Source organism: Myxococcaceae bacterium JPH2, from assembly GCA_016458225.1.
In the GTDB taxonomy this organism is placed as follows: Bacteria; Myxococcota; Myxococcia; order Myxococcales; family Myxococcaceae; genus Citreicoccus.
The window spans coordinates 172,268-189,205 of sequence record JAEMGR010000012.1; the positions used below are offsets into that span (position 1 = coordinate 172,268).

Annotated in this window: 22 protein-coding genes; all 22 read left to right on the forward strand. The window is 68.4% G+C overall.

Annotation, left to right across the window (positions count from 1 at the left end):
- Nucleotide 1: 1 nt before the first annotated feature.
- The 22 genes from JGU66_20230 to JGU66_20335 all read left to right on the forward strand — a co-directional run bounded on the left by JGU66_20230 (nt 2) and on the right by JGU66_20335 (nt 16,922).
- Nucleotides 2-835, forward strand: a complete 834-nt coding sequence (locus JGU66_20230; GenBank protein MBJ6763102.1) for a sigma-70 family RNA polymerase sigma factor — start codon at nt 2-4, stop codon at nt 833-835.
- Between the two features lie 22 nt (nt 836-857).
- Nucleotides 858-1,283 carry an ATP-dependent helicase HrpB gene (locus JGU66_20235; GenBank protein ID MBJ6763103.1) on the forward strand — a complete coding sequence of 142 codons (426 nt, stop codon included), beginning with the start codon at nt 858-860 and terminating at the stop codon, nt 1,281-1,283.
- Between the two features lie 103 nt (nt 1,284-1,386).
- Nucleotides 1,387-2,202, forward strand: coding sequence for a type III secretion protein (locus tag JGU66_20240; protein ID MBJ6763104.1), 816 nt, complete (start codon nt 1,387-1,389; stop codon nt 2,200-2,202).
- 92 nt (nt 2,203-2,294) lie between these two features.
- Nucleotides 2,295-4,487: a hypothetical protein gene (locus JGU66_20245; protein MBJ6763105.1), complete on the forward strand. Its 2,193-nt coding sequence runs from the start codon at nt 2,295-2,297 to the stop codon at nt 4,485-4,487.
- Between the two features lie 24 nt (nt 4,488-4,511).
- Nucleotides 4,512-5,183: a flagellar assembly protein FliH gene (locus tag JGU66_20250; GenBank protein ID MBJ6763106.1), complete on the forward strand. Its 672-nt coding sequence runs from the start codon at nt 4,512-4,514 to the stop codon at nt 5,181-5,183.
- Nucleotides 5,184-5,202: 19 nt separating this feature from the next.
- Nucleotides 5,203-6,513, forward strand: coding sequence for a type III secretion system ATPase SctN (sctN, locus tag JGU66_20255; protein ID MBJ6763107.1), 1,311 nt, complete (start codon nt 5,203-5,205; stop codon nt 6,511-6,513).
- Between the two features lie 63 nt (nt 6,514-6,576).
- Nucleotides 6,577-7,065, forward strand: coding sequence for a flagellar assembly protein FliH (locus JGU66_20260; protein MBJ6763108.1), 489 nt, complete (start codon nt 6,577-6,579; stop codon nt 7,063-7,065).
- A gap of 36 nt (nt 7,066-7,101) precedes the next feature.
- The gene (locus tag JGU66_20265) at nt 7,102-8,046 is read left to right on the forward strand and encodes a flagellar hook-length control protein FliK (GenBank protein MBJ6763109.1); all 945 of its coding nucleotides are present in this window, start codon (nt 7,102-7,104) and stop codon (nt 8,044-8,046) included.
- Nucleotides 8,043-9,392: a type III secretion system cytoplasmic ring protein SctQ gene (sctQ, locus tag JGU66_20270; GenBank protein MBJ6763110.1), complete on the forward strand. Its 1,350-nt coding sequence runs from the start codon at nt 8,043-8,045 to the stop codon at nt 9,390-9,392. The genes JGU66_20265 and sctQ overlap by 4 nt, the downstream gene beginning before the upstream one ends.
- A 94-nt stretch (nt 9,393-9,486) precedes the next feature.
- A complete protein-coding gene (locus JGU66_20275; GenBank protein MBJ6763111.1) occupies nt 9,487-10,167 on the forward strand; it encodes a flagellar biosynthetic protein FliO in 681 nt (226 codons plus the stop codon).
- A 10-nt stretch (nt 10,168-10,177) separates the two neighbouring features.
- Complete coding sequence (gene sctR, locus JGU66_20280; GenBank protein MBJ6763112.1) at nt 10,178-11,008, forward strand: type III secretion system export apparatus subunit SctR; 831 nt, start codon at nt 10,178-10,180, stop codon at nt 11,006-11,008.
- 15 nt (nt 11,009-11,023) lie between these two features.
- Nucleotides 11,024-11,290, forward strand: coding sequence for a flagellar biosynthesis protein FliQ (gene fliQ, locus JGU66_20285; GenBank protein ID MBJ6763113.1), 267 nt, complete (start codon nt 11,024-11,026; stop codon nt 11,288-11,290).
- Nucleotides 11,287-12,105 carry a flagellar biosynthetic protein FliR gene (locus tag JGU66_20290; protein MBJ6763114.1) on the forward strand — a complete coding sequence of 273 codons (819 nt, stop codon included), beginning with the start codon at nt 11,287-11,289 and terminating at the stop codon, nt 12,103-12,105. The genes fliQ and JGU66_20290 overlap by 4 nt, the downstream gene beginning before the upstream one ends.
- Nucleotides 12,106-12,125: 20 nt before the next feature.
- Complete coding sequence (gene sctU / locus JGU66_20295) at nt 12,126-13,199, forward strand: type III secretion system export apparatus subunit SctU (protein ID MBJ6763115.1); 1,074 nt, start codon at nt 12,126-12,128, stop codon at nt 13,197-13,199.
- A gap of 40 nt (nt 13,200-13,239) precedes the next feature.
- The gene (locus JGU66_20300; protein MBJ6763116.1) at nt 13,240-13,521 is read left to right on the forward strand and encodes an EscU/YscU/HrcU family type III secretion system export apparatus switch protein; all 282 of its coding nucleotides are present in this window, start codon (nt 13,240-13,242) and stop codon (nt 13,519-13,521) included.
- A gap of 46 nt (nt 13,522-13,567) precedes the next feature.
- Nucleotides 13,568-14,047, forward strand: a complete 480-nt coding sequence (locus tag JGU66_20305) for a hypothetical protein (GenBank protein ID MBJ6763117.1) — start codon at nt 13,568-13,570, stop codon at nt 14,045-14,047.
- Between the two features lie 2 nt (nt 14,048-14,049).
- Nucleotides 14,050-14,526: a SycD/LcrH family type III secretion system chaperone gene (locus JGU66_20310; GenBank protein MBJ6763118.1), complete on the forward strand. Its 477-nt coding sequence runs from the start codon at nt 14,050-14,052 to the stop codon at nt 14,524-14,526.
- A gap of 75 nt (nt 14,527-14,601) precedes the next feature.
- Entirely contained in the window at nt 14,602-15,192 is a 591-nt protein-coding gene (locus JGU66_20315; GenBank protein MBJ6763119.1) for a hypothetical protein, read from the forward strand.
- Nucleotides 15,193-15,341: 149 nt separating this feature from the next.
- Nucleotides 15,342-15,563: a hypothetical protein gene (locus tag JGU66_20320; GenBank protein MBJ6763120.1), complete on the forward strand. Its 222-nt coding sequence runs from the start codon at nt 15,342-15,344 to the stop codon at nt 15,561-15,563.
- 233 nt (nt 15,564-15,796) lie between these two features.
- Nucleotides 15,797-16,018: a hypothetical protein gene (locus JGU66_20325; protein MBJ6763121.1), complete on the forward strand. Its 222-nt coding sequence runs from the start codon at nt 15,797-15,799 to the stop codon at nt 16,016-16,018.
- A gap of 242 nt (nt 16,019-16,260) precedes the next feature.
- Nucleotides 16,261-16,470: a hypothetical protein gene (locus tag JGU66_20330; GenBank protein MBJ6763122.1), complete on the forward strand. Its 210-nt coding sequence runs from the start codon at nt 16,261-16,263 to the stop codon at nt 16,468-16,470.
- A 242-nt stretch (nt 16,471-16,712) separates the two neighbouring features.
- A complete protein-coding gene (locus JGU66_20335; protein ID MBJ6763123.1) occupies nt 16,713-16,922 on the forward strand; it encodes a hypothetical protein in 210 nt (69 codons plus the stop codon).
- The last annotated feature ends 16 nt before the right edge of the window (nt 16,923-16,938 follow it).

The window sequence follows — 16,938 nt, forward strand, 5'->3', positions numbered from 1 at the left end:
CTTGCCTCTGGGTGAAGACAGGAAGGTCATCCTGGAGAAGTACGGGCCCTACGTACGGTCGCTCGCGGCGACCGTGCGCAAGCAGTTCAGCGCCCAGCTCGAGCTGGATGAACTGATGGCCTACGGACAGATTGGCCTGCTGGAGGCCGCCGAGCGCTTCGACGCGAAGGTGGGCGCCAACTTCCTCACCTTTGCCCACTACCGCATCAAGGGCGCCATCTTCGACGGCCTGAGGAAGATGGGGGTGTTGCGGGGCGCGGACGCGCGCACGGCGTACCAAGGGGAGCGGGCGGCGGCCTATCTGGGAAATCTTTCCGATCGCGAGCAGGGCGCAAGCAACCGCGGCACCTCATTTGACGATGATGTCAGTGACATCTCGAATGCTGTCGCGGGCCTGGCCCTGGTTTTCGCTGCGGGTCAGGATGGGGCGGAGGCGGCGGGGTATGTGGATGAGTCTCTTCCGGCGGATCAGCGGATGGAGGCCGAGCAACTGAAGAACCGGGTCCGCTCGGCCATCGAGAAGCTGCCGGAGAAGGAGCGCAAGCTCCTGCAGGGGTATTACTTCCAGGGCCGTACACTGGAAGAAGCGGGCGCGGAGATTGGGCAATCGAAGAGCTGGGCGTCGCGGCTTCATGCGCGCGCCATTGATAAGCTCAAGGAACTTTTGACCGAGGAAGAGGAACTCCCTCCCTCGGCGGATGCAAGGAGGGTGTCACATGGCGGCTCCGATGAGCGGCATCTCCGCGGGTCAGGTAGCGCAGCAAAAGCTGCAGGACCAGGGCGCGCAGCAGACGAACAAGCAGGGCGCCTCGAAGTTCGACGGAGTTCTCGCTAACAAGGCCCAGGGCGCGGGGCAGGTGGACGCGGCCCAGGGCGTGAACAAGGCCCAGGCGGCTCAGGCCACGCAGCGCGCGGATGCCGTGCGCCAGGTGGAGACCGTCAACAAGACGGAGAAGGCCGGCCTGAACAAGGTCAGCGGCGCGGCGCAGGAGCCGGCGACCGCTCGCGGCGCCGAGGCCGTGGACGCCAAGTCCGAGACGGCGAAGGCCGGCACGTCGCGCGGCGGCGAGATGATGTCGAAGATGGTGGGTGACCTGGAGAAGGGTCAGCTCAACCTCGAGAAGCTCATCAGCCAGGCCGGCTCCGGCAAGAACTTCTCCAACGGCGAGCTGCTGTCGCTCCAGGCGTCCATGTACAAGTACTCCCAGGAGATGGACCTGACCTCCAAGGTCGTGGAGAAGGCCACCAGCGGCCTGAAGGACGTCGTCAAGACGCAGGTCTGAGTCATCCACCCGCCGGTCCCTGGCGGAAGCGAAGGGCGGTCCCTCGGACACGAGGGGTCGCCCTTCCGCGTTTTCCAGGGCGCCTGTAAGCTACGTTCCGCCCATGAATCGCCGACCGTCCGCGTTTGCCGCGCCGCTCCTCGCCTTGCTGTTCGTCACGGGTTGCTCCATCGAGCTTCAGCATGAGCTGAACGAGGCGGACGCCAACGAGATCTACGTCCTGCTCAGCAAGAACGGCATCAACGCCAAGAAGGAGAAGGAGGAGGGAGGCAACGAAGTCCGGTTCATGATCACCGTGCCCAAGACGGACGCGGCGCAGGCCGCGGAGCTGCTCAAGCTCAACTCGTTGCCTCGGCCGGTGGAGAAGGGCCTGTCTCACTTCGCCAAGGGCAGCATGGTGCCCACCGCCACGGAGGAGCGCGCGATGCTCCTCAAGGCCATGGGCGGCGAGGTCTCCAACGCGCTCAACCAGATCGACGGCGTGCTGGAAGCGCGGGCCATCGTGATGGTGCCGGAGAACAACGACCTCACCCAGCCGGAGAACCGACCCATGCCGTCGGCTTCCGTGTTCATCAAGTACCGGCCCGGAGATGGCGGCAAGCCGCCCATCGAGCCGACCGCGGTCAAGCAGTTCGTGGCCACCGCGGTGCCGGAGATGAAGCCGGACGCGGTGACGGTGCTGATGACGCAGGCGTTGCCGCCGGCGGCGGAGACGGACTCGGAGAGCCGGCTTCAGGACGTGCTGGGCCTGCGCATGACGGCCTCCAGCGCGGGGACGTTCAAGATGATGATGGGCGGGGCCTTCCTGCTCGTCCTGGCGATGCTGGGCCTCACGGCGTGGACCTTCATGCGCGGAGGCGCGAGCGCCGCTCCCGCCGCGCGGCCGGCTCGGGGTCGCGGCCGTCCTCCGGAGGGATGACGCGAGCCCTTCCGCCGGGCACCCACCGCGGCTCCTTCCCGAGCCGCATCTCCCCCCTCCAGCGGGCTCCAGCCGGGCCCGCGAGGTGACCGTTGGACACGTTCTTCACCTCGCTCAACAAGCGCCAGACGATGCTCTTGCTGACCGCCGTCACGTTCGGTGGACAGGAGAGCCTGTCGGCGCTGGAGCATCTCCCGGAGGAGGAGGGGGACCTCTTGCGCCATCGCGCGCAGGAACTCCTCCAGGTCCCCCGTGAGAAGCGCCTCCCGGCGCTGGTGCAGGAGATCAAGCGGCTGGTGAAGGACCGCCGAGGCCAGCTCTGGAGCGCGGATCCGGAGCGGGTGGCGGCGCTGCTCCAGCGCGAACGAGGCGCCCTGGCCGAGGTGGTGCTGCGCGCGCTGCCGGGCTCGGTGGCGGAGGCCGTTCGTTCTCACCTGCCGCCGTCTCGCGTGAAGCTCACGCGGGAGATCCGGCCGCAGGTCCTCGACATCGTCCGGTGGAAGCTCGAGGAGGTCCTGGCCCGGCAATCGGGAGGGGCCGCCGCGGCGGGCTTCAAGTTCGTGGACGTGTTGCTGCTCCAGACGCGCGAACTCCTGACGGTGAGTGATCGGCTCGGGGCCCGTGTGCTGGGGCCCGCCCTCGCGGGCTTGCCCGATGGCGAGCGCGACGGGGCCATCGAGCAGTTGCCTCCAGACCTGCGCGTGCTCGCGACCAAGTCCGTGGCCGCCAATGCCCCGCGCAAGCTCCCCGAGGAGGAATCGCGGGCGCAGCTCGATGCGCATGGAGGCGTGACGAGCCTGGCGAGTGCCATCCGCAGCGCGGGTGTCCAGCGCGTCGCGCGCGCGTGTGTGGCTCAGAACCCCGAGTTCGCCGCGCGCATGTTGGAGAAGCATCGCGGAGAGTTCGGGCAGTTGCTCGCGCGCTGGGTTCGTGAGGAGCGCTCGCGTCCGACGGCGCGTGGAGATGGCGGACGCACGGACATCGTGATGGACCTGGAGCGGCTCGTGACGCGTGGCCTCATCGAGCGCCCCGTGCGGCTCACGGCGCCGCCTCCGCGGCCCATCGCTGTCCTTCCTCCTCCTCCCGGTGCACGCAAGCCCGCGGCCGCTGCTCCGCGTGCGGAGGCTCCTCGCGCGGAGGCTCCTGGGCCTGCTCCTGCGCGTCCCGCGTCAGCTGCTCCTGGGGGCGATGCGGAGCGTGGGGCCAGCGCCGTGGCACGAGGGCCGGGTGGAGCCCTGCGCGCACCCGCTGGGGCGTTGCGAGGCCCGGCGGGGGCCCTGCGGCCGCCTTCCGCCCAGCGTGGCGGAGGCGCGCGCGGTGGTGAGGCCGCGAGCGGCGCGGAAGGCGAGCCTCGCCGTGACTTCATGGCCGAGCGCGCCGCGCGCCGAGCCGGAGCTGCTTCGTTCCGCCCAGGACGTCCTGAGGGCGAGGCGGATGAGGCGCGCCCGCGCCCGTCGGCGGATCGTGGCTCGGCGGTCTCGGCGATGCCGCGCCCCGCGGGCGAGGGCGCGGCGGATGGCTCGCGGGTGCGTCGGCCCCCGCCTCCCGAGCGAGGCTCGGCGGTCTCCTCGATGCCCCGACAGGACGACGCGGAGGGCTCGCGGGTGCGGCGTCCTCTCCCGGAGCGGGGCTCGGCGGTATCGGCGATGCCTCGACCGGAGGGCGAAGGCGCGGCGGATGGTTCTCGCGTGCGTCGTCCTCCGCCTCCCGAGCGGGGCTCGGCGGTATCGGCGATGCCTCGGCCGGAGGGCGAAGGGGCGGCGGATGGCTCGCGCGTGCGTCGTCCTCCGCCGCCTGATCGAGGTTCGTCGATAGGCCCTCCGCCTCGCCGCGAGCCGCCGTCTCGTGAGGGGCGCGCCGCTCGACCGGATCCCGATGGCGCTCGCATCGGCCCGCCGCCGTCTCGGCTTGGCGCCGCGCGGGGGGCTCCTCCCAGTCGTGAAGAGGGAGCGGAGTCTCGAGTCGGGCGACCGGGTCGTCCCAGTGCGGCCGACGCCGGCTCTCGCGTCCAGCGGCGTCCGGATGCGCCGGCTCCCGAGGGCGATCCAGATGGCTCGCGGGTGTTCCGCTCGCGCAGCGGCTCTCGCCCCGTGGCGCGCCCGGCGGAGGAGCCCGAGCGGCCGCCTCGGGTGGTGGCGGGGCGCTCCGCCACGTCGGCGTCCATGGCGGCGCTTCGTCCGGGTCACGAGGGGACCTCGGTGGGGAGGCGCCGCGGGAGTTCGGGAGTCGAGCGGCCGGGACCTCCGCCTCCAGGAGGGCGTGGACCGCGCGGCGGAACGCGCTAGCATCCACCCCCCAAGGAGCAGCCCATGGCGATCGGCAAGGTAATCAAGGGGGATGGGACCGCGGAGCCGGCCATTCCGGCGGAGCGGCCCGTGCTGCGTCCGCCCCGCGCCGGCGTGATGAACGCCGAGGTCTTCGAGGCCCGCCAGGGCGCGCATGGCATCCTGGAAGATGCCCAGCGCGAGAAGGAGCGCATCCTCGCGGAGGCCCAGCGCGAGCGCGAGGAGACGATCGCTCGGGCTCGGGAGCAGGGCCGCCAGGAGGGGCTCGCCCAGGCCTCGGAGATCATCCTCCGCGCGAAGATGCAGGCCGGGGAGATCCTCGCCTCGCACGAGCGGGACGTCATCGAGCTGGCGCTCAAGGTGGCCCAGAAGATTCTCGGCCGCGACCTGGAGCGCGACCCGGACCTGCTGGTGGACATGTGCGCGTCCGCCATCGACAACCTGCGCAACGCCCGCTCCATGGTCCTGCGCGTCCACCCCAAGACGGCGGCCGTGCTGCGCGCCAAGAAGCCGGTGCTGATGGAGCTCATCGGCCGCGCGGTGGACCTGGCCATCAAGGAGGACCAGGAGGTCGCTCCGGTGGGCTGCATCGTCCAGACGGAGTTCGGCACGGTGGACGCGCAGCTGCCCACCCAGTTCGAGATGCTCCAGAACATCCTCCTGCCGGACTCGGCCAAGAAGGAAGGGCCGGCCTAGGCCGGCGGAGGCGACCGTCATGGCCATCGACCTGTCGCGCTACTTCGAGCTGATCAAGGACGCCTCGCTCGTACGCGTCCGTGGCCGCGTCACCGAGCTGACCGGACTGGTCATCAAGGCGAGCGTGCCCAACGTCCGCGTGGGCGAGCTGGTCCTCATCAAGAGCCGCACGCGCGGCGCCGTGAAGGCCGAGGTCGTGGGCTTCCAGGGCGATGAGGTCATGCTCATGCCCCTGGGCGAGCTGTTCGGCATCGGGCCCGACAGCGAGGTCATCCCCACCGGGCGCCCCTTGAGCATCAAGTGCGGCGAGGGACTCCTGGGGCGCGTGCTCAACGGCATCGGCGAGCCCATGGACGGCAGCCCCCTGCCGGAAGGGATGATTGACTGGTCCGTGGACCGCGATTGCCCGGACCCCTTCACGCGCCAGCGCATCGAGCGCCCGCTGCCCCTGGGCGTGCGCTGCATCGACGGCCTGCTCACCGTGGGCGAGGGCCAGCGCGTGGGACTCTTCGCCGGCTCCGGCGTCGGCAAGTCCACCCTCATGGGGCAGATCGCTCGCAACACCCAAGCCGACCTCTGCGTGGTCGCGCTGATCGGCGAGCGTGGTCGCGAGGTTCGCGAGTTCATCGAAGACGCCATGGGCGAGGAGGGCATGAAGCGCTCCGTGCTCGTGTGCGCCACCTCGGACCAGCCGAGCCTCGTGCGTCTGCGCGCCGCCTACGTCGCCACCGCCATCGCCGAGTACTTCCGCGAGCGGGGCGGCAACGTGCTGTTCATGCTCGACACGGTGACGCGTCTGGCGCGTGCCCAGCGTGAGATTGGCCTCGCGGTGGGCGAGCCCCCGGCCCGCCAAGGCTACCCGCCGAGTGTGTTCTCCATGCTGCCGCGCATCCTGGAGCGCACGGGCAACTCGGAGAAGGGCAAGTGCACCGCCATCTACACCTGCCTCGTGGCCGGCGGTGACATGGAGGAGCCCATCGCGGACGAGGTTCGCGGTATTCTCGACGGTCACTTCATCCTCAACCGCGCCCTGGGCGAGCGAAACCAGTGGCCCGCCATGGACGTGCTGGCCAGCCTCAGCCGTGTGATGAGCGGCATCGTCTCCAAGGACCACAAGAAGGCGGCCGGGAAGCTGCGCGAGACGCTCGCCACCTACGAGAAGCAGCGCGACCTCATCCTGCTGGGCGCCTACCAGTCCGGCGCCGACGCGCGCACCGACTACGCCATCGAGAAGTACGACTCCATCATCGAGTTCCTCAAGCAGGACACCCACTCGAACTCGGCCTACGAGGACACGGTGGAGCAGCTCATCCAGTTGTTCCAGGACTGAGGGCCCGCCCCCGTCCACGGGGAGGCCCGCGCGCGCCGCAATCCGGGATAGGATGGGGACCCCATGCCCCCGTACCGGTTGCAAGCCCTGTTGGACATGCGCTCCAAGGCCAAGGAGGAGGCGGAGCAGGCCTTCTCCGCCGCCATCAAGGTCCTGGAGAAGGAAAAGGTCGAGCAGCAGCGCCTGGAGGCAGAGCTGGAGCGCCGCAAGCGCGAGCGCAAGGCGCGCGTGACCGAGTACCTCCAGCAGGTGATGGCCAAGGGGGCCGGCATCAACGGCATGAACCTGATGAACCGGTTCGAGGAGCGCCTCAAGGACGAAGAGGCGCAGGTGGCGCTCCAGATCGATCACCAGAAGGAAGTGGTGAAGGCCGCCGAACGGGCCGTGGAGCAGCGCCGGTACGTCATGGCCGAGGCCGCCAAGGAGCTGAAGGCCATCGAGAAGAACAAGGAGACCTGGCAGAAGCAGGTCCGCGCCGAGCGCCAGCAGCGCGAGGAGCTGACGCAGGAGGAGATTGGCAATGCCTTGTTCCTGGCACGCCAGCGCAAGTAACCTCCCCGCGCTCCCCTCGTACCCGGGTATGACGCCATGAGCCGAGTCGACGACGATCGCGATGCAGCGAGGCTGGCCGAGCGCCTCATCCAGGAGCGCAAGCTCGCCGAGGCCAAGACCAAGAAGCGCCAGGAAGGCGAGTCCGTCTTCTCCAAGCTGGTCCAGCAGGGCCAGGCGGAGAAGGCCACTCAGACACACCAGCCTCAGGGCCTGGCCCGCGCGGTGCTCGCGCGCGCCACGCAGAGCGGGCTGACCCAGGGGAAGACCTTCGACGAGCGCGTGGCCCAGAAGCAGGCCGGCGAGTCCGAGCGCGCCAACCAGGGGGGCAAGTCCCAGACGGAGAGCACCGCCGGGCGCGAGGGCACCAGCAGCGCCAGCCAGCAGGCCTCCGCCAACGCGAGCAGCGCCGAGGCGCGCGCCGAATCCCGCCACGTCGAGTCGCGCGAGGACCGCCGCAGCACCGAGACCCGCGACGGCGACCTCTCCAAGGCCAGCGCCAGCGCCGGCCGGGCCAGCTCGGAGAAGGGCGAACTCAAGGCCGAGTCGGACTCGGGCGGGAGCAAGGGCGGTGGTGGTGGGAGCAAGGACGGCAAGAAAGAGGGCGGCGGCGAGGTGGCGGCGGGTTTCCGCTTCAACCCCGCGCTGATGGCGCCCGTGCCGGTGGCCAAGCCCAAGCCGTCCGCGGCGGGCTCGGAGCGGCTGCGCGCCATGGCGAGCGAGATCGCCCAGAAGATCGTGGAGCGCGTGCGCATCGGCACCAACGCGGCGGGCAACGCGGAGTTCCAGCTCGACCTGCGCGGCGACGTGCTCAACGGCCTGTCCATCAAGGTCAGCGCTCGCAACGGGAAGATCAGCGCGGTCTTCAGCGGCAGCGATCGCCAGGTGCTGAAGATGCTGGAGGAGCAGGGTGAAGGCCTCCGCAGCGCGCTGGGTGGCCGCGGCCTGACCCTCGAGCAGTTGAAGTTCGAGGCCAAGGCATGAGCATGGGCGGGCCCGACGAGGAGCCTGGAGTCAACGAGCGCACCATGCTGGTGGACCTCCGGAAGCTGCGGCCTCCGGAGAAGGCGTGGCGGCCCTTCACGTTCCAGAACCTGGAGAAGGTGTCGCGCGAGCAGGGCCTCCTGGCGGAGCGCCTGCGCTGGTTGCGGCCCGCCGAGGGGACGCTGGCGGCGGTGGCCGCGCGCCTCAAGGGCCTCTTCGACGTGGAGGTGCGCCTGTCGGTGGAGTCCGTGCAGGTGCGGCCCATGGCGGAGCTGCGCCGATTCTTGGGAGACCCCGCGTTCCTCGCGGTGCTGGCCCCGGGCGCCCTCAAGGGCCGCGCGGTGATGGAGGTCGAGCTGGCGCTGGCGCACGCGACCGTGGACCTGCTCCTGGGCGGCGCCGGTGAGACGGTGGGCCTGCGGCCGCTGTCCGACATCGAGGAGGGCGTGATGGGCTACGTCATCCTCGAGGCGCTCAAGGTGCTTTCTCCTGGGCTCCAGCCCGGTGTGCCCCGGCCTCGGCTGGATGGCATGGCGCGAGGCGTGGACGAGGTCTCCGCGCGGCTGGGCGAGGACGGCCCCATGCTGGCCGTGCACCTGCACGCGTCCCTCGGGGCGCATTCCGGGATGATTCGGTTCGTGGTGCCGTCGGCGGTGCTGGCGGCGGCCGAGCCGTCGGTGGAGAGCGAGCAGCGGCGGACCCAGGCTCGGGCGGATTGGGCGGCCCATGCCCGGCGACTGTCCACGCTGCGCGACTGGCTGCGCGCGGAGATTGGCGTGGCGGAGATCTCCGGGCAGGACCTGGCGAGCCTCCGCATCAAGGACGTGCTGCTGGTGGACGCGCTGTCGGCGCGGCCCGACCGGGGCGAGAACGGCACCGCGGAGCTGCGGCTGGGTTCCGGACGGGCCGGGTACATGGCCGCCGAGGTCTTCCTCGAGGACGGGCAGTACCAGGCGCGCATCACGGACGTCATCCTCGGCGAGCCGGGCCATCCGCGCGCGGTGGCGGAGGCCGAGGCGAGCGCGCCGGGCGAAGAAGACGAGGACTTCACCAACCCGGAGCTGGACATGCCTCCGGAACTCGAAGGGGCGGCCTTGGACGACGTGAACAAGCCGGAGGGAAGCGACTTGCTTGGCGATGTGCCCCTGCAGGTCGCCGTGGAGCTGGCGCGGGTGCCGGTCACCGCCGAGCAGGTGGTGGGGTTGCGCTCGGGGCAGGTCATCGAGCTGCATCGCGGGCCGGGCGAGCCCGTGGAGCTGTCCGTCAACGGCAAGGTCGTGGCGCGCGGCGAGCTGGTGGAGATGGAGGGCCAGCTTGGCGTGCGGATCCTCTCCCTGGCGGGGTGAGCCCGGTGGACCCGGGCAGGCGGCCAGGACTGCTCGGGAAGGGTGGGGGACCGTGGCGGTCCGTCGTCCGGTGAACTAGGCTCGCCCCCCAGCCATGGCAGTGTTCCGTCTCTTCTTGTCGCGCCTGTCGCTCGGCGCCGCGCTGGTGCTCGCTCCGTCGGGTGTGCTGGCTCAGGCTCCCGCCCCAGGCGCATCCGCGGCCCGACCCTCGGTTCCCGCTCCTGTTCCCACCGCGGTCGCGGATGCCGGCGTCGGCGAGGCCCGTGCGTTGGCAACCTCCCCGGTGGCGTCGCCCTCGACGACGGACGGGGCGAACTCAGCGGCGGCTCGGCAGGCGGAGCTGGCCCAGGAGCTGGGCACGGGCGCTCCCGCGGGCATGAGCGAGGAGCCCGAGAGCCTCGCCTGGACGCTGGTGCGCACGCTGGCCGTGCTGGGTGCGGTGGTGGCGTCCATCTACCTGACGCTGAACGTGGGCCTGCGCCGGCTGATGGGCCTGCAGGGCGTGCCCATGGGGCGTCCCTCGGTCATCTTAGTGCTGGAGCGCGTCCCGTTGGATCAGCGCCGCACGCTGTTCGTGGTGAAGGCCGCGGACGAATACCTGCTCGTGGGCGGCGGAGGCGGCGAGAGCGGCCTCCAGTTGTTGTCGAAGTTGGACCGGGAGGCCGTGGAGCGCATCCGCGCCGAGCGCCCGCCCTCCAACGTGGTGTCCCTGAGTCCCTTCCTCCAGAAGCTCCTCTCCCGCCGGACCGGTGGCTCGACGCCGCCGGGAGTCTGAAGGTCGTCACGTGAACTCCTCGTCGCCCGCAGCCCGCCGTGTCTCCCGCGTCTCGCCGTGGCTGTTCGCGGCCGCTGTCTCGCTGCACCCCCTCGTCGCGCTGGCGGCCAAGAAGCCCGGGGGAGGACCGGTGGTGCCGGACCACGTCGTCAACGAGACAGTGAGCTCCGACTCGTTCACGTCGCGCCCGCTCATCCTCGTCCTGGCGCTCGCGGCGCTGTCGCTGGTGCCGTTCGCGCTGATGATGGTCACCAGCTTCGTGAAGATTTCGGTGGTGCTCTCCATCGTCCGCTCGGCGCTCGGCACCCAGCAGATTCCGCCCACCCAGGTCATCACCGGCCTGGCGGTCATCCTCACCGTCTACATCATGGCCCCCGTGGGACAGGAGATGTACCGGGCGGGTGGCGTGGACATCTGGGCGCGCGGCCCCGGAGTGTTCTCGTCGGAGACGGTGGGCACCATGCTCAGCGCGGCCGACCGCTCGAAGGAGCCCCTGCGCGACTTTCTCTTGAAGAAAGTCACGCTGAAGGACCGCACGCTCTTCTACAGCCTCGCCAAGAAGATGCGCAAAGAGGAGGATCGCCAGGACGTCCAGGAGAAGGACTTCATGGTCATCGTCCCGGCCTTCGTCGTCTCCGAGCTGAAGGAGTCCTTCCAGATCGGCTTCCTGCTCTTCGTGCCGTTCATCGTCATCGACATGGTGGTGGCCAACATCCTGCTCGCCCTGGGCATGCACATGCTCTCGCCGACCACCATCTCCATGCCCTTCAAGCTGTTGCTCTTCGTGCTCGTGGATGGCTGGTACCTCATCGCCAAGGGCCTGGTCATCGGCTACCTGTAAGGAGCACTCGCCCCCATGAATCAGCTCACGGTCGTCACCCAGGAGGCGCTGTTCCTGGTGCTCGTCGTCTCGGCGCCGCCGGTGCTCATCAGCTTGCTGGTGGGCTTCCTCATCTCGCTGTTCCAGGCCACCACGCAGATCCAAGAGCAGACGCTCACGTTCGCGCCCAAGGTCATCATCGTCTTCGGGGTGCTGGCGATGACGGGGCCGTGGATTGGCAGTCAGCTGCTGCGCTTCACGTTCCACGTGTTTGACCGGTTCCCGGCCCTCATTTCTCGATGAACGTCGCGGAAGCCCTCGCCCAGCTCAGCGGGCGCACCAACCTCTCGCTCGTCATCTTCACGGTGGCGTTGGTGATGTGCCGGGTGATGCCCGTGCTCATCTTCAGCCCCTTCCTGGGCGGGGAAATCGTCCCGTCCGAAGTGAAGATGGGCGTGGGCCTCTTGCTCGCCGTGGTGCTCTTCCCGGTGGCCAGCGAGGGCATGCAGAACATCCCCGTGCGCGCGCTGCCGTACATGGCGCTGCTGATCAAAGAGGTCTTCCTCGGCACGGCGCTGGCGTTCATCGTCAACACCGTCTTCGACGCGGCCCGAGTCGCGGGGACGCTCGCGGACACGATGGCGGGCAGCAACAACGCGCAGCTCTACGTGCCGCAGCTCGGGCAGCAGGTCTCGCTCTTCTCCAGCCTCAACGTGCAGCTCTCCGTGGTGCTTTTCCTCACCTTGGATGGCCACCACATGGTCATCCGGGCGCTGGCGGAGAGCTTCATGACGGTGCCGCTGCATGGCTTCCCGCACTTCAGCCACGGCTTCTGGCCGTTCTTCGACCTCATCATCCGCGTGTTCGCGGACCTGCTGCGGGTGAGCCTCGCGCTGGCCGCGCCGTCCATGCTGGCCACGTTCCTGACGGACCTGGCGCTGGGGGCCATCAACCGCGTGGCGCCGCAGATCCAGGTCTTCTTCATCTCCATGTCCATCAAGCCGCTGGTGGGCGTGCTCATCGCGTTCATCGCCATCCAGCTCGTCATCGAGCGGATGCAGACGGAGATGGCCGGCATGCTGCGCATGCTGCAGGACGCCATCCGGCTGCTCGCCTAGGCGCTCCCGAGGGCTCTTCCATGTCCGACGAGAGTGGCGACAAAACAGAAGAACCGTCGCAAAAGAAGCTCGATGACGCGCGCAAGAAGGGGCAGGTCTGGAAGAGCAAGGACCTGACGGGCGTGGCCGTGTTCATCGCGGGCCTGGGCATCGTGAAGGGCACGTGGAGCACGGTGGAGCAAGAGGTCACCGCGCTGTTCCACTTCACGTTCGAGCACATCGCGCATCCCGAGACGCTGGCCGAGGCGACCTCGCAGTCCCTTTACCTGGCGGTGCGGACGTTGCTGCTGCTCACCGTCCCGGTGGCGGGGGGCGCGGCGGTGATGGGGGGGCTGCTGGAGTTTCTCCAGGTGGGCTCGCTCTTCACCATGGATCCGCTGATCCCCAAGTTCGACAAGCTCAACCCGCTGGCCGGCTTGAAGAACATGTTCAACAAGAAGGCCATCGTCGAGCTGCTCAAGAACCTCATCAAGATCAGCGTCGCGGCCTACGTCGTCTATGGCGTCGTGCGCGACGCGATGCCCATGGTGGTGGAGACGGTGCGTCAGGACACGCGCGCCATCATGGGCATCATGGGCGAGCTGGTGTACCGGGTCTGCGTCCGCATCGGCCTCCTGTTCCTCCTCTTCGGCATCTTCGACATCTGGTGGCAGCGCAAGTCCTTCATGAAGGACATGATGATGACGAAGGAGGAGGTGAAGAAGGAGTACAAGGAGAGCGAGGGCGACCCCCATCACAAGGCCAAGCGCAAGGAACTCCATCAGGAAATCATGGAGGGCGCGCAGATGGAGGCCGTGAAGGACGCGGACGTCATCGTGACCAACCCGGACCACGTCGCCGTGGCGCTCAAGTACGACCGGGATGCGGACGGCGCGCCCCGGGTGCTGGCCAAGGGCATGGACTCGCGGGCCGAGCGCATCAAGGCCATTGCCCGCGACGCGGACGTGCCCGCCCTGCGCAACGTTCCCCTGGCCCACGCGCTCCTGCGCGTGGAGGTGGGCCATGAGGTCCCCGAGGAGCTGTATGACGCGGTGGCCGAGGTCCTCAACTTCGTCTACGGGCTGAAGAACCCGCCGCCGGCCGCGCGCGCGTGAGTGGCCATGCGGCTATCATCGCCATCCGGAAGAGGGCGCCATGAGCAGTGAAGACGAGGCCGAGCTTGCGATCGCGCTCAAGTACGACAAGCAGACCGACGGCGCCCCTCGCGTCGTGGCCAAGGGGATGCGCCTCAAGGCGGAGAAGATCCGCGAGATTGCCAAGCAGTACGGCATCCCGGTCATGCGCAACGTGTCCCTGGCCAACGCCCTGTACCGGGTGGACGTGGGACAAGAGGTTCCCGAAGAGCTGTACGACGCGGTCGCCGAGGTCCTCAACTTCGTCTTCGCCCTCCAGAATGAGCAGGCGGGCGGGAGCTGAACGGGACTGGACGCCACCCCCCCACCTGGAGTGAGGTTCTCCCACCATGTCCAGAATCAATAACCAGCCTCCCAAGGCACCCCTGTGGCCCTGGGGGGGACCTCGCAGCGTGCGCGAGCGGCTGGTGGATCCGGCCCAGCTCGAGCGCAAGAAGCTCCGCAAGGCGGGCAACCCGAAGAACCCGGCGCTGGCCTCCGCGGCCCTGCTGGACTTCATCGGGCCGGCGCACTCCTCCGAGGAGCTGCGGCTGCCGCTGCCGCCGCACCCCGAGGGGCACGACGCGGACCTGGAGGGCTTCAGTGACCGGCCCCAGCTGGCCAGCGTAGCGGGTCGAGGCGATGGCGATCAGCGCCGGATGCTGGAGCGCGGGCTCGCCAAGGTGAACGCGCCGCCGGACCGCCTGGACCGCCTCAAGGCGCTGCTCAGCCGCGAGTCCGCCATGCTCAATCTGGTGGGCCAGGTGAACAGCGAGACGCAGGAGATCCTCCGCCGCATGTGGGCGGAGCAGAAGGACGAGGGCTTTTGAGCATGGCGGTGCTGGACCCGGAGAATCCCCAGGACGAGGCGAAGCTCGTCGCGTCGCTGCAGCGGTGGGCGGATGGCAAGGCCACGCTGCGCGACGTCCGCGGCTACTCGGACGAGGAACTGCATGCCATCGCCAAGACTGCCTACTACTTCTTCTACCAAGGCCGGGTGAGCGAGGCGCGCACACTCTTCCAGGGGCTGTACGCGGTGAACCCCACCGACGTGTACTTCGCCAAGGCGCTGGGCGTGGTGGAGATGGCCGCCGGAAACGGGCAGGGCGCGCTGGCCGCCTTCGACGTCGCCGCGAAGCTCGCCCCGCAGGACGCCTCCGTCTACGTCGGGCGTGCCGAGGTCAAGTTGGCCATGGGACAGAAGCAGCAGGCCATGGAAGACCTGCGGCGTGCTGCCGCGATGACCCCGCAGGACGATCCCGTCATCCGCAAGGCTGGTGCCATGCTCTCCGCCCTCGGGCGTCGGTGAGCGCCGCGCGAATGAATGTGAGTCCAGGATAGTCTGTTAAGCTTGGAGTAATCACCTCAACCCATTGGAGAGGCAATGACCACCCCGACGAATGCGAAACAGCCCCCCCCGCTTCCGCCGGAGCCGCCGGAACTGGCCGTGAAGCGCGAGAAGCTGCTGGTCGACCTGGAGGCCCAGGCCAAGGTGGCCACGGGGACCTTCCAGCAGGTGCTGCGCAACATGCGCAAGCTGGTGGCCGCGACGGCCCCCACCGCGCCGCTGGATCAGCAGCTCTACGGTGACGTGAAGGACGCGCTCAACCGCTTCATGAAGGACCCCATCCTGCCGCCGCCGCCCATCCTCGGCCAGGTGGTGGAGTACCTGCAGTACCGCATCACCACCTACGGCATGACCATCCAGACCGCGGTCATGCAGATGAACCCCGAGATTGGCGCGAAGCTGGCGATCACGCCTCCCGCTGGCGCCGCTCCCGCCGCCCCGGCTCCGGCCGCGGGCACCCGTCCCGCCGCTGGTGCCAAGGACGGCTTCGAGTCGGGCGGTAAGCGTCCGATGTCGCTGGACGGCACCTCGACCGCGCCTCCGTCTGATCCCAAGGCGGAGCAGCAGCAGCTCGAGTCCTTCAAGGCGTGGATGAAGAACCCGAGCCTTGGAAAGTTGAAGGGTTAGGCGTCCGGGACGCGGCTGGAGACCTGCTGAACGTGGGAAAGAAGAAAACTGGAAATTCCCCACGAAACTCTCAGCAGCGTCCCCGGATAATCTGCTTGTAGCTTCCTCGCGTTCCAAACCACTCGCTGCACTTTTTGGAGGGTAGAACCATGGCCAGCGGAATGAGCAACATCGTCTCCACCGCCATCTCGACGTCGTCGTCGCAGCGTTCCTCGATGGACGAGATGATCGCCCAGGCTCCTCCGGAGCAGCGTGGCTTCCTGGAGGCGCAGAAGAAGGTTCAGCAGGACTCGCAGGTGATGGAGATGATCACCAACCTGATGAAGAAGATGGACGAGATGGCGAAGGCGGCCATCGGCAACCTGAAGTAATCCAGGTTCGAGTCGGCACCTCTGGCCCTGTTCCGGCGTCCCTTCGGGGAGGCTGGGGCGGGGCCGGCGGCGTTTTGGGGGCCCACGCAGTCGCAAGGCCCGAGGGCCTCGAGCTGATCCACGGGGTAGGGCGAAAAAGGCGGGGAAAATCGGGAGGACGCAACTCCTCCGGGGCCTCACCGATAATCAGTACAAAGCTTCCCAACGCTTCTCGAATCCAGAGGGTAAAAATCATGGCCAGCGGAATGAGCAACATCGTCTCCACCGCCATCTCCACGGCGTCCTCCCAGAAGTCCTCGATGGACGAGATGATCGCCCAGGCCCCGCCGGAGCAGCGCGGCTTCCTGGAGGCGCAGAAGAAGGTTCAGCAGGACTCGCAGGTGATGGAGATGATCACCAACCTGATGAAGAAGATGGACGAGATGGCGAAGGCGGCCATCGGCAACCTGAAGTAATCCAGGTTCGAGTCGGCACCTCTGGCCCTGTTCCGGCGTCCCTTCGGGGAGGCTGGGGCGGGGCCGGCGGCGTTTTGGGGGCCCGGGCAGTCGCAAGGCCCGAGGGCCTCGAGCTGATCCACGGCGCGGGCGAAAAAGAAGAAAAAATCGCGAGCACGCAACACAGCGGCGGGCGTTGCGATAACCTCTTCAAAGCTTCTCCACACATCTCGCAGACAGAGGGCAAATCCATGGCCAGCGGCATGAGCAACATCGTTTCCACCGCCATCTCGACCGCGTCGTCCCAGAAGTCCTCGATGGATGCGATGATCGCCCAGGCCCCGCCGGAGCAGCGTGGCTTCCTGGAGGCGCAGAAGAAGGTTCAGCAGGACTCGCAGGTGATGGAGATGATCACCAACCTGATGAAGAAGATGGACGAGATGGCGAAGGCGGCCATCGGCAACCTGAAGTAATCCAGGTTCGAGTCGGCACCTCTGGCCCTGTTCCGGCGTCCCTTCGGGGAGGCTGGGGCAGGGCCGGCGGCGTTTTGGGGGCCCGGGCAGTCGCAAGGCCCGAGGGCCTCGAGCTGATCCACGGCGCGGGCGAAAAAGAAGAAAAAATCGCGAGCACGCAACACAGCGGCGGGCGTTGCGATAACCTCTTCAAAGCTTCTCCACACATCTCGCAGACAGAGGGCAAATCCATGGCCAGCGGCATGAGCAACATCGTTTCCACCGCCATCTCGACCGCGTCGTCCCAGAAGTCCTCGATGGATGCGATGATCGCCCAGGCCCCGCCGGAGCAGCGTGGCTTCCTGGAGGCGCAGAAGAAGGTTCAGCAGGACTCGCAGGTGATGGAGATGATCACCAACCTGATGAAGAAGATGGACGAGATGGCGAAGGCGGCCATCGGCAACCTGAAGTAATCCAGGTTCGAGTCGG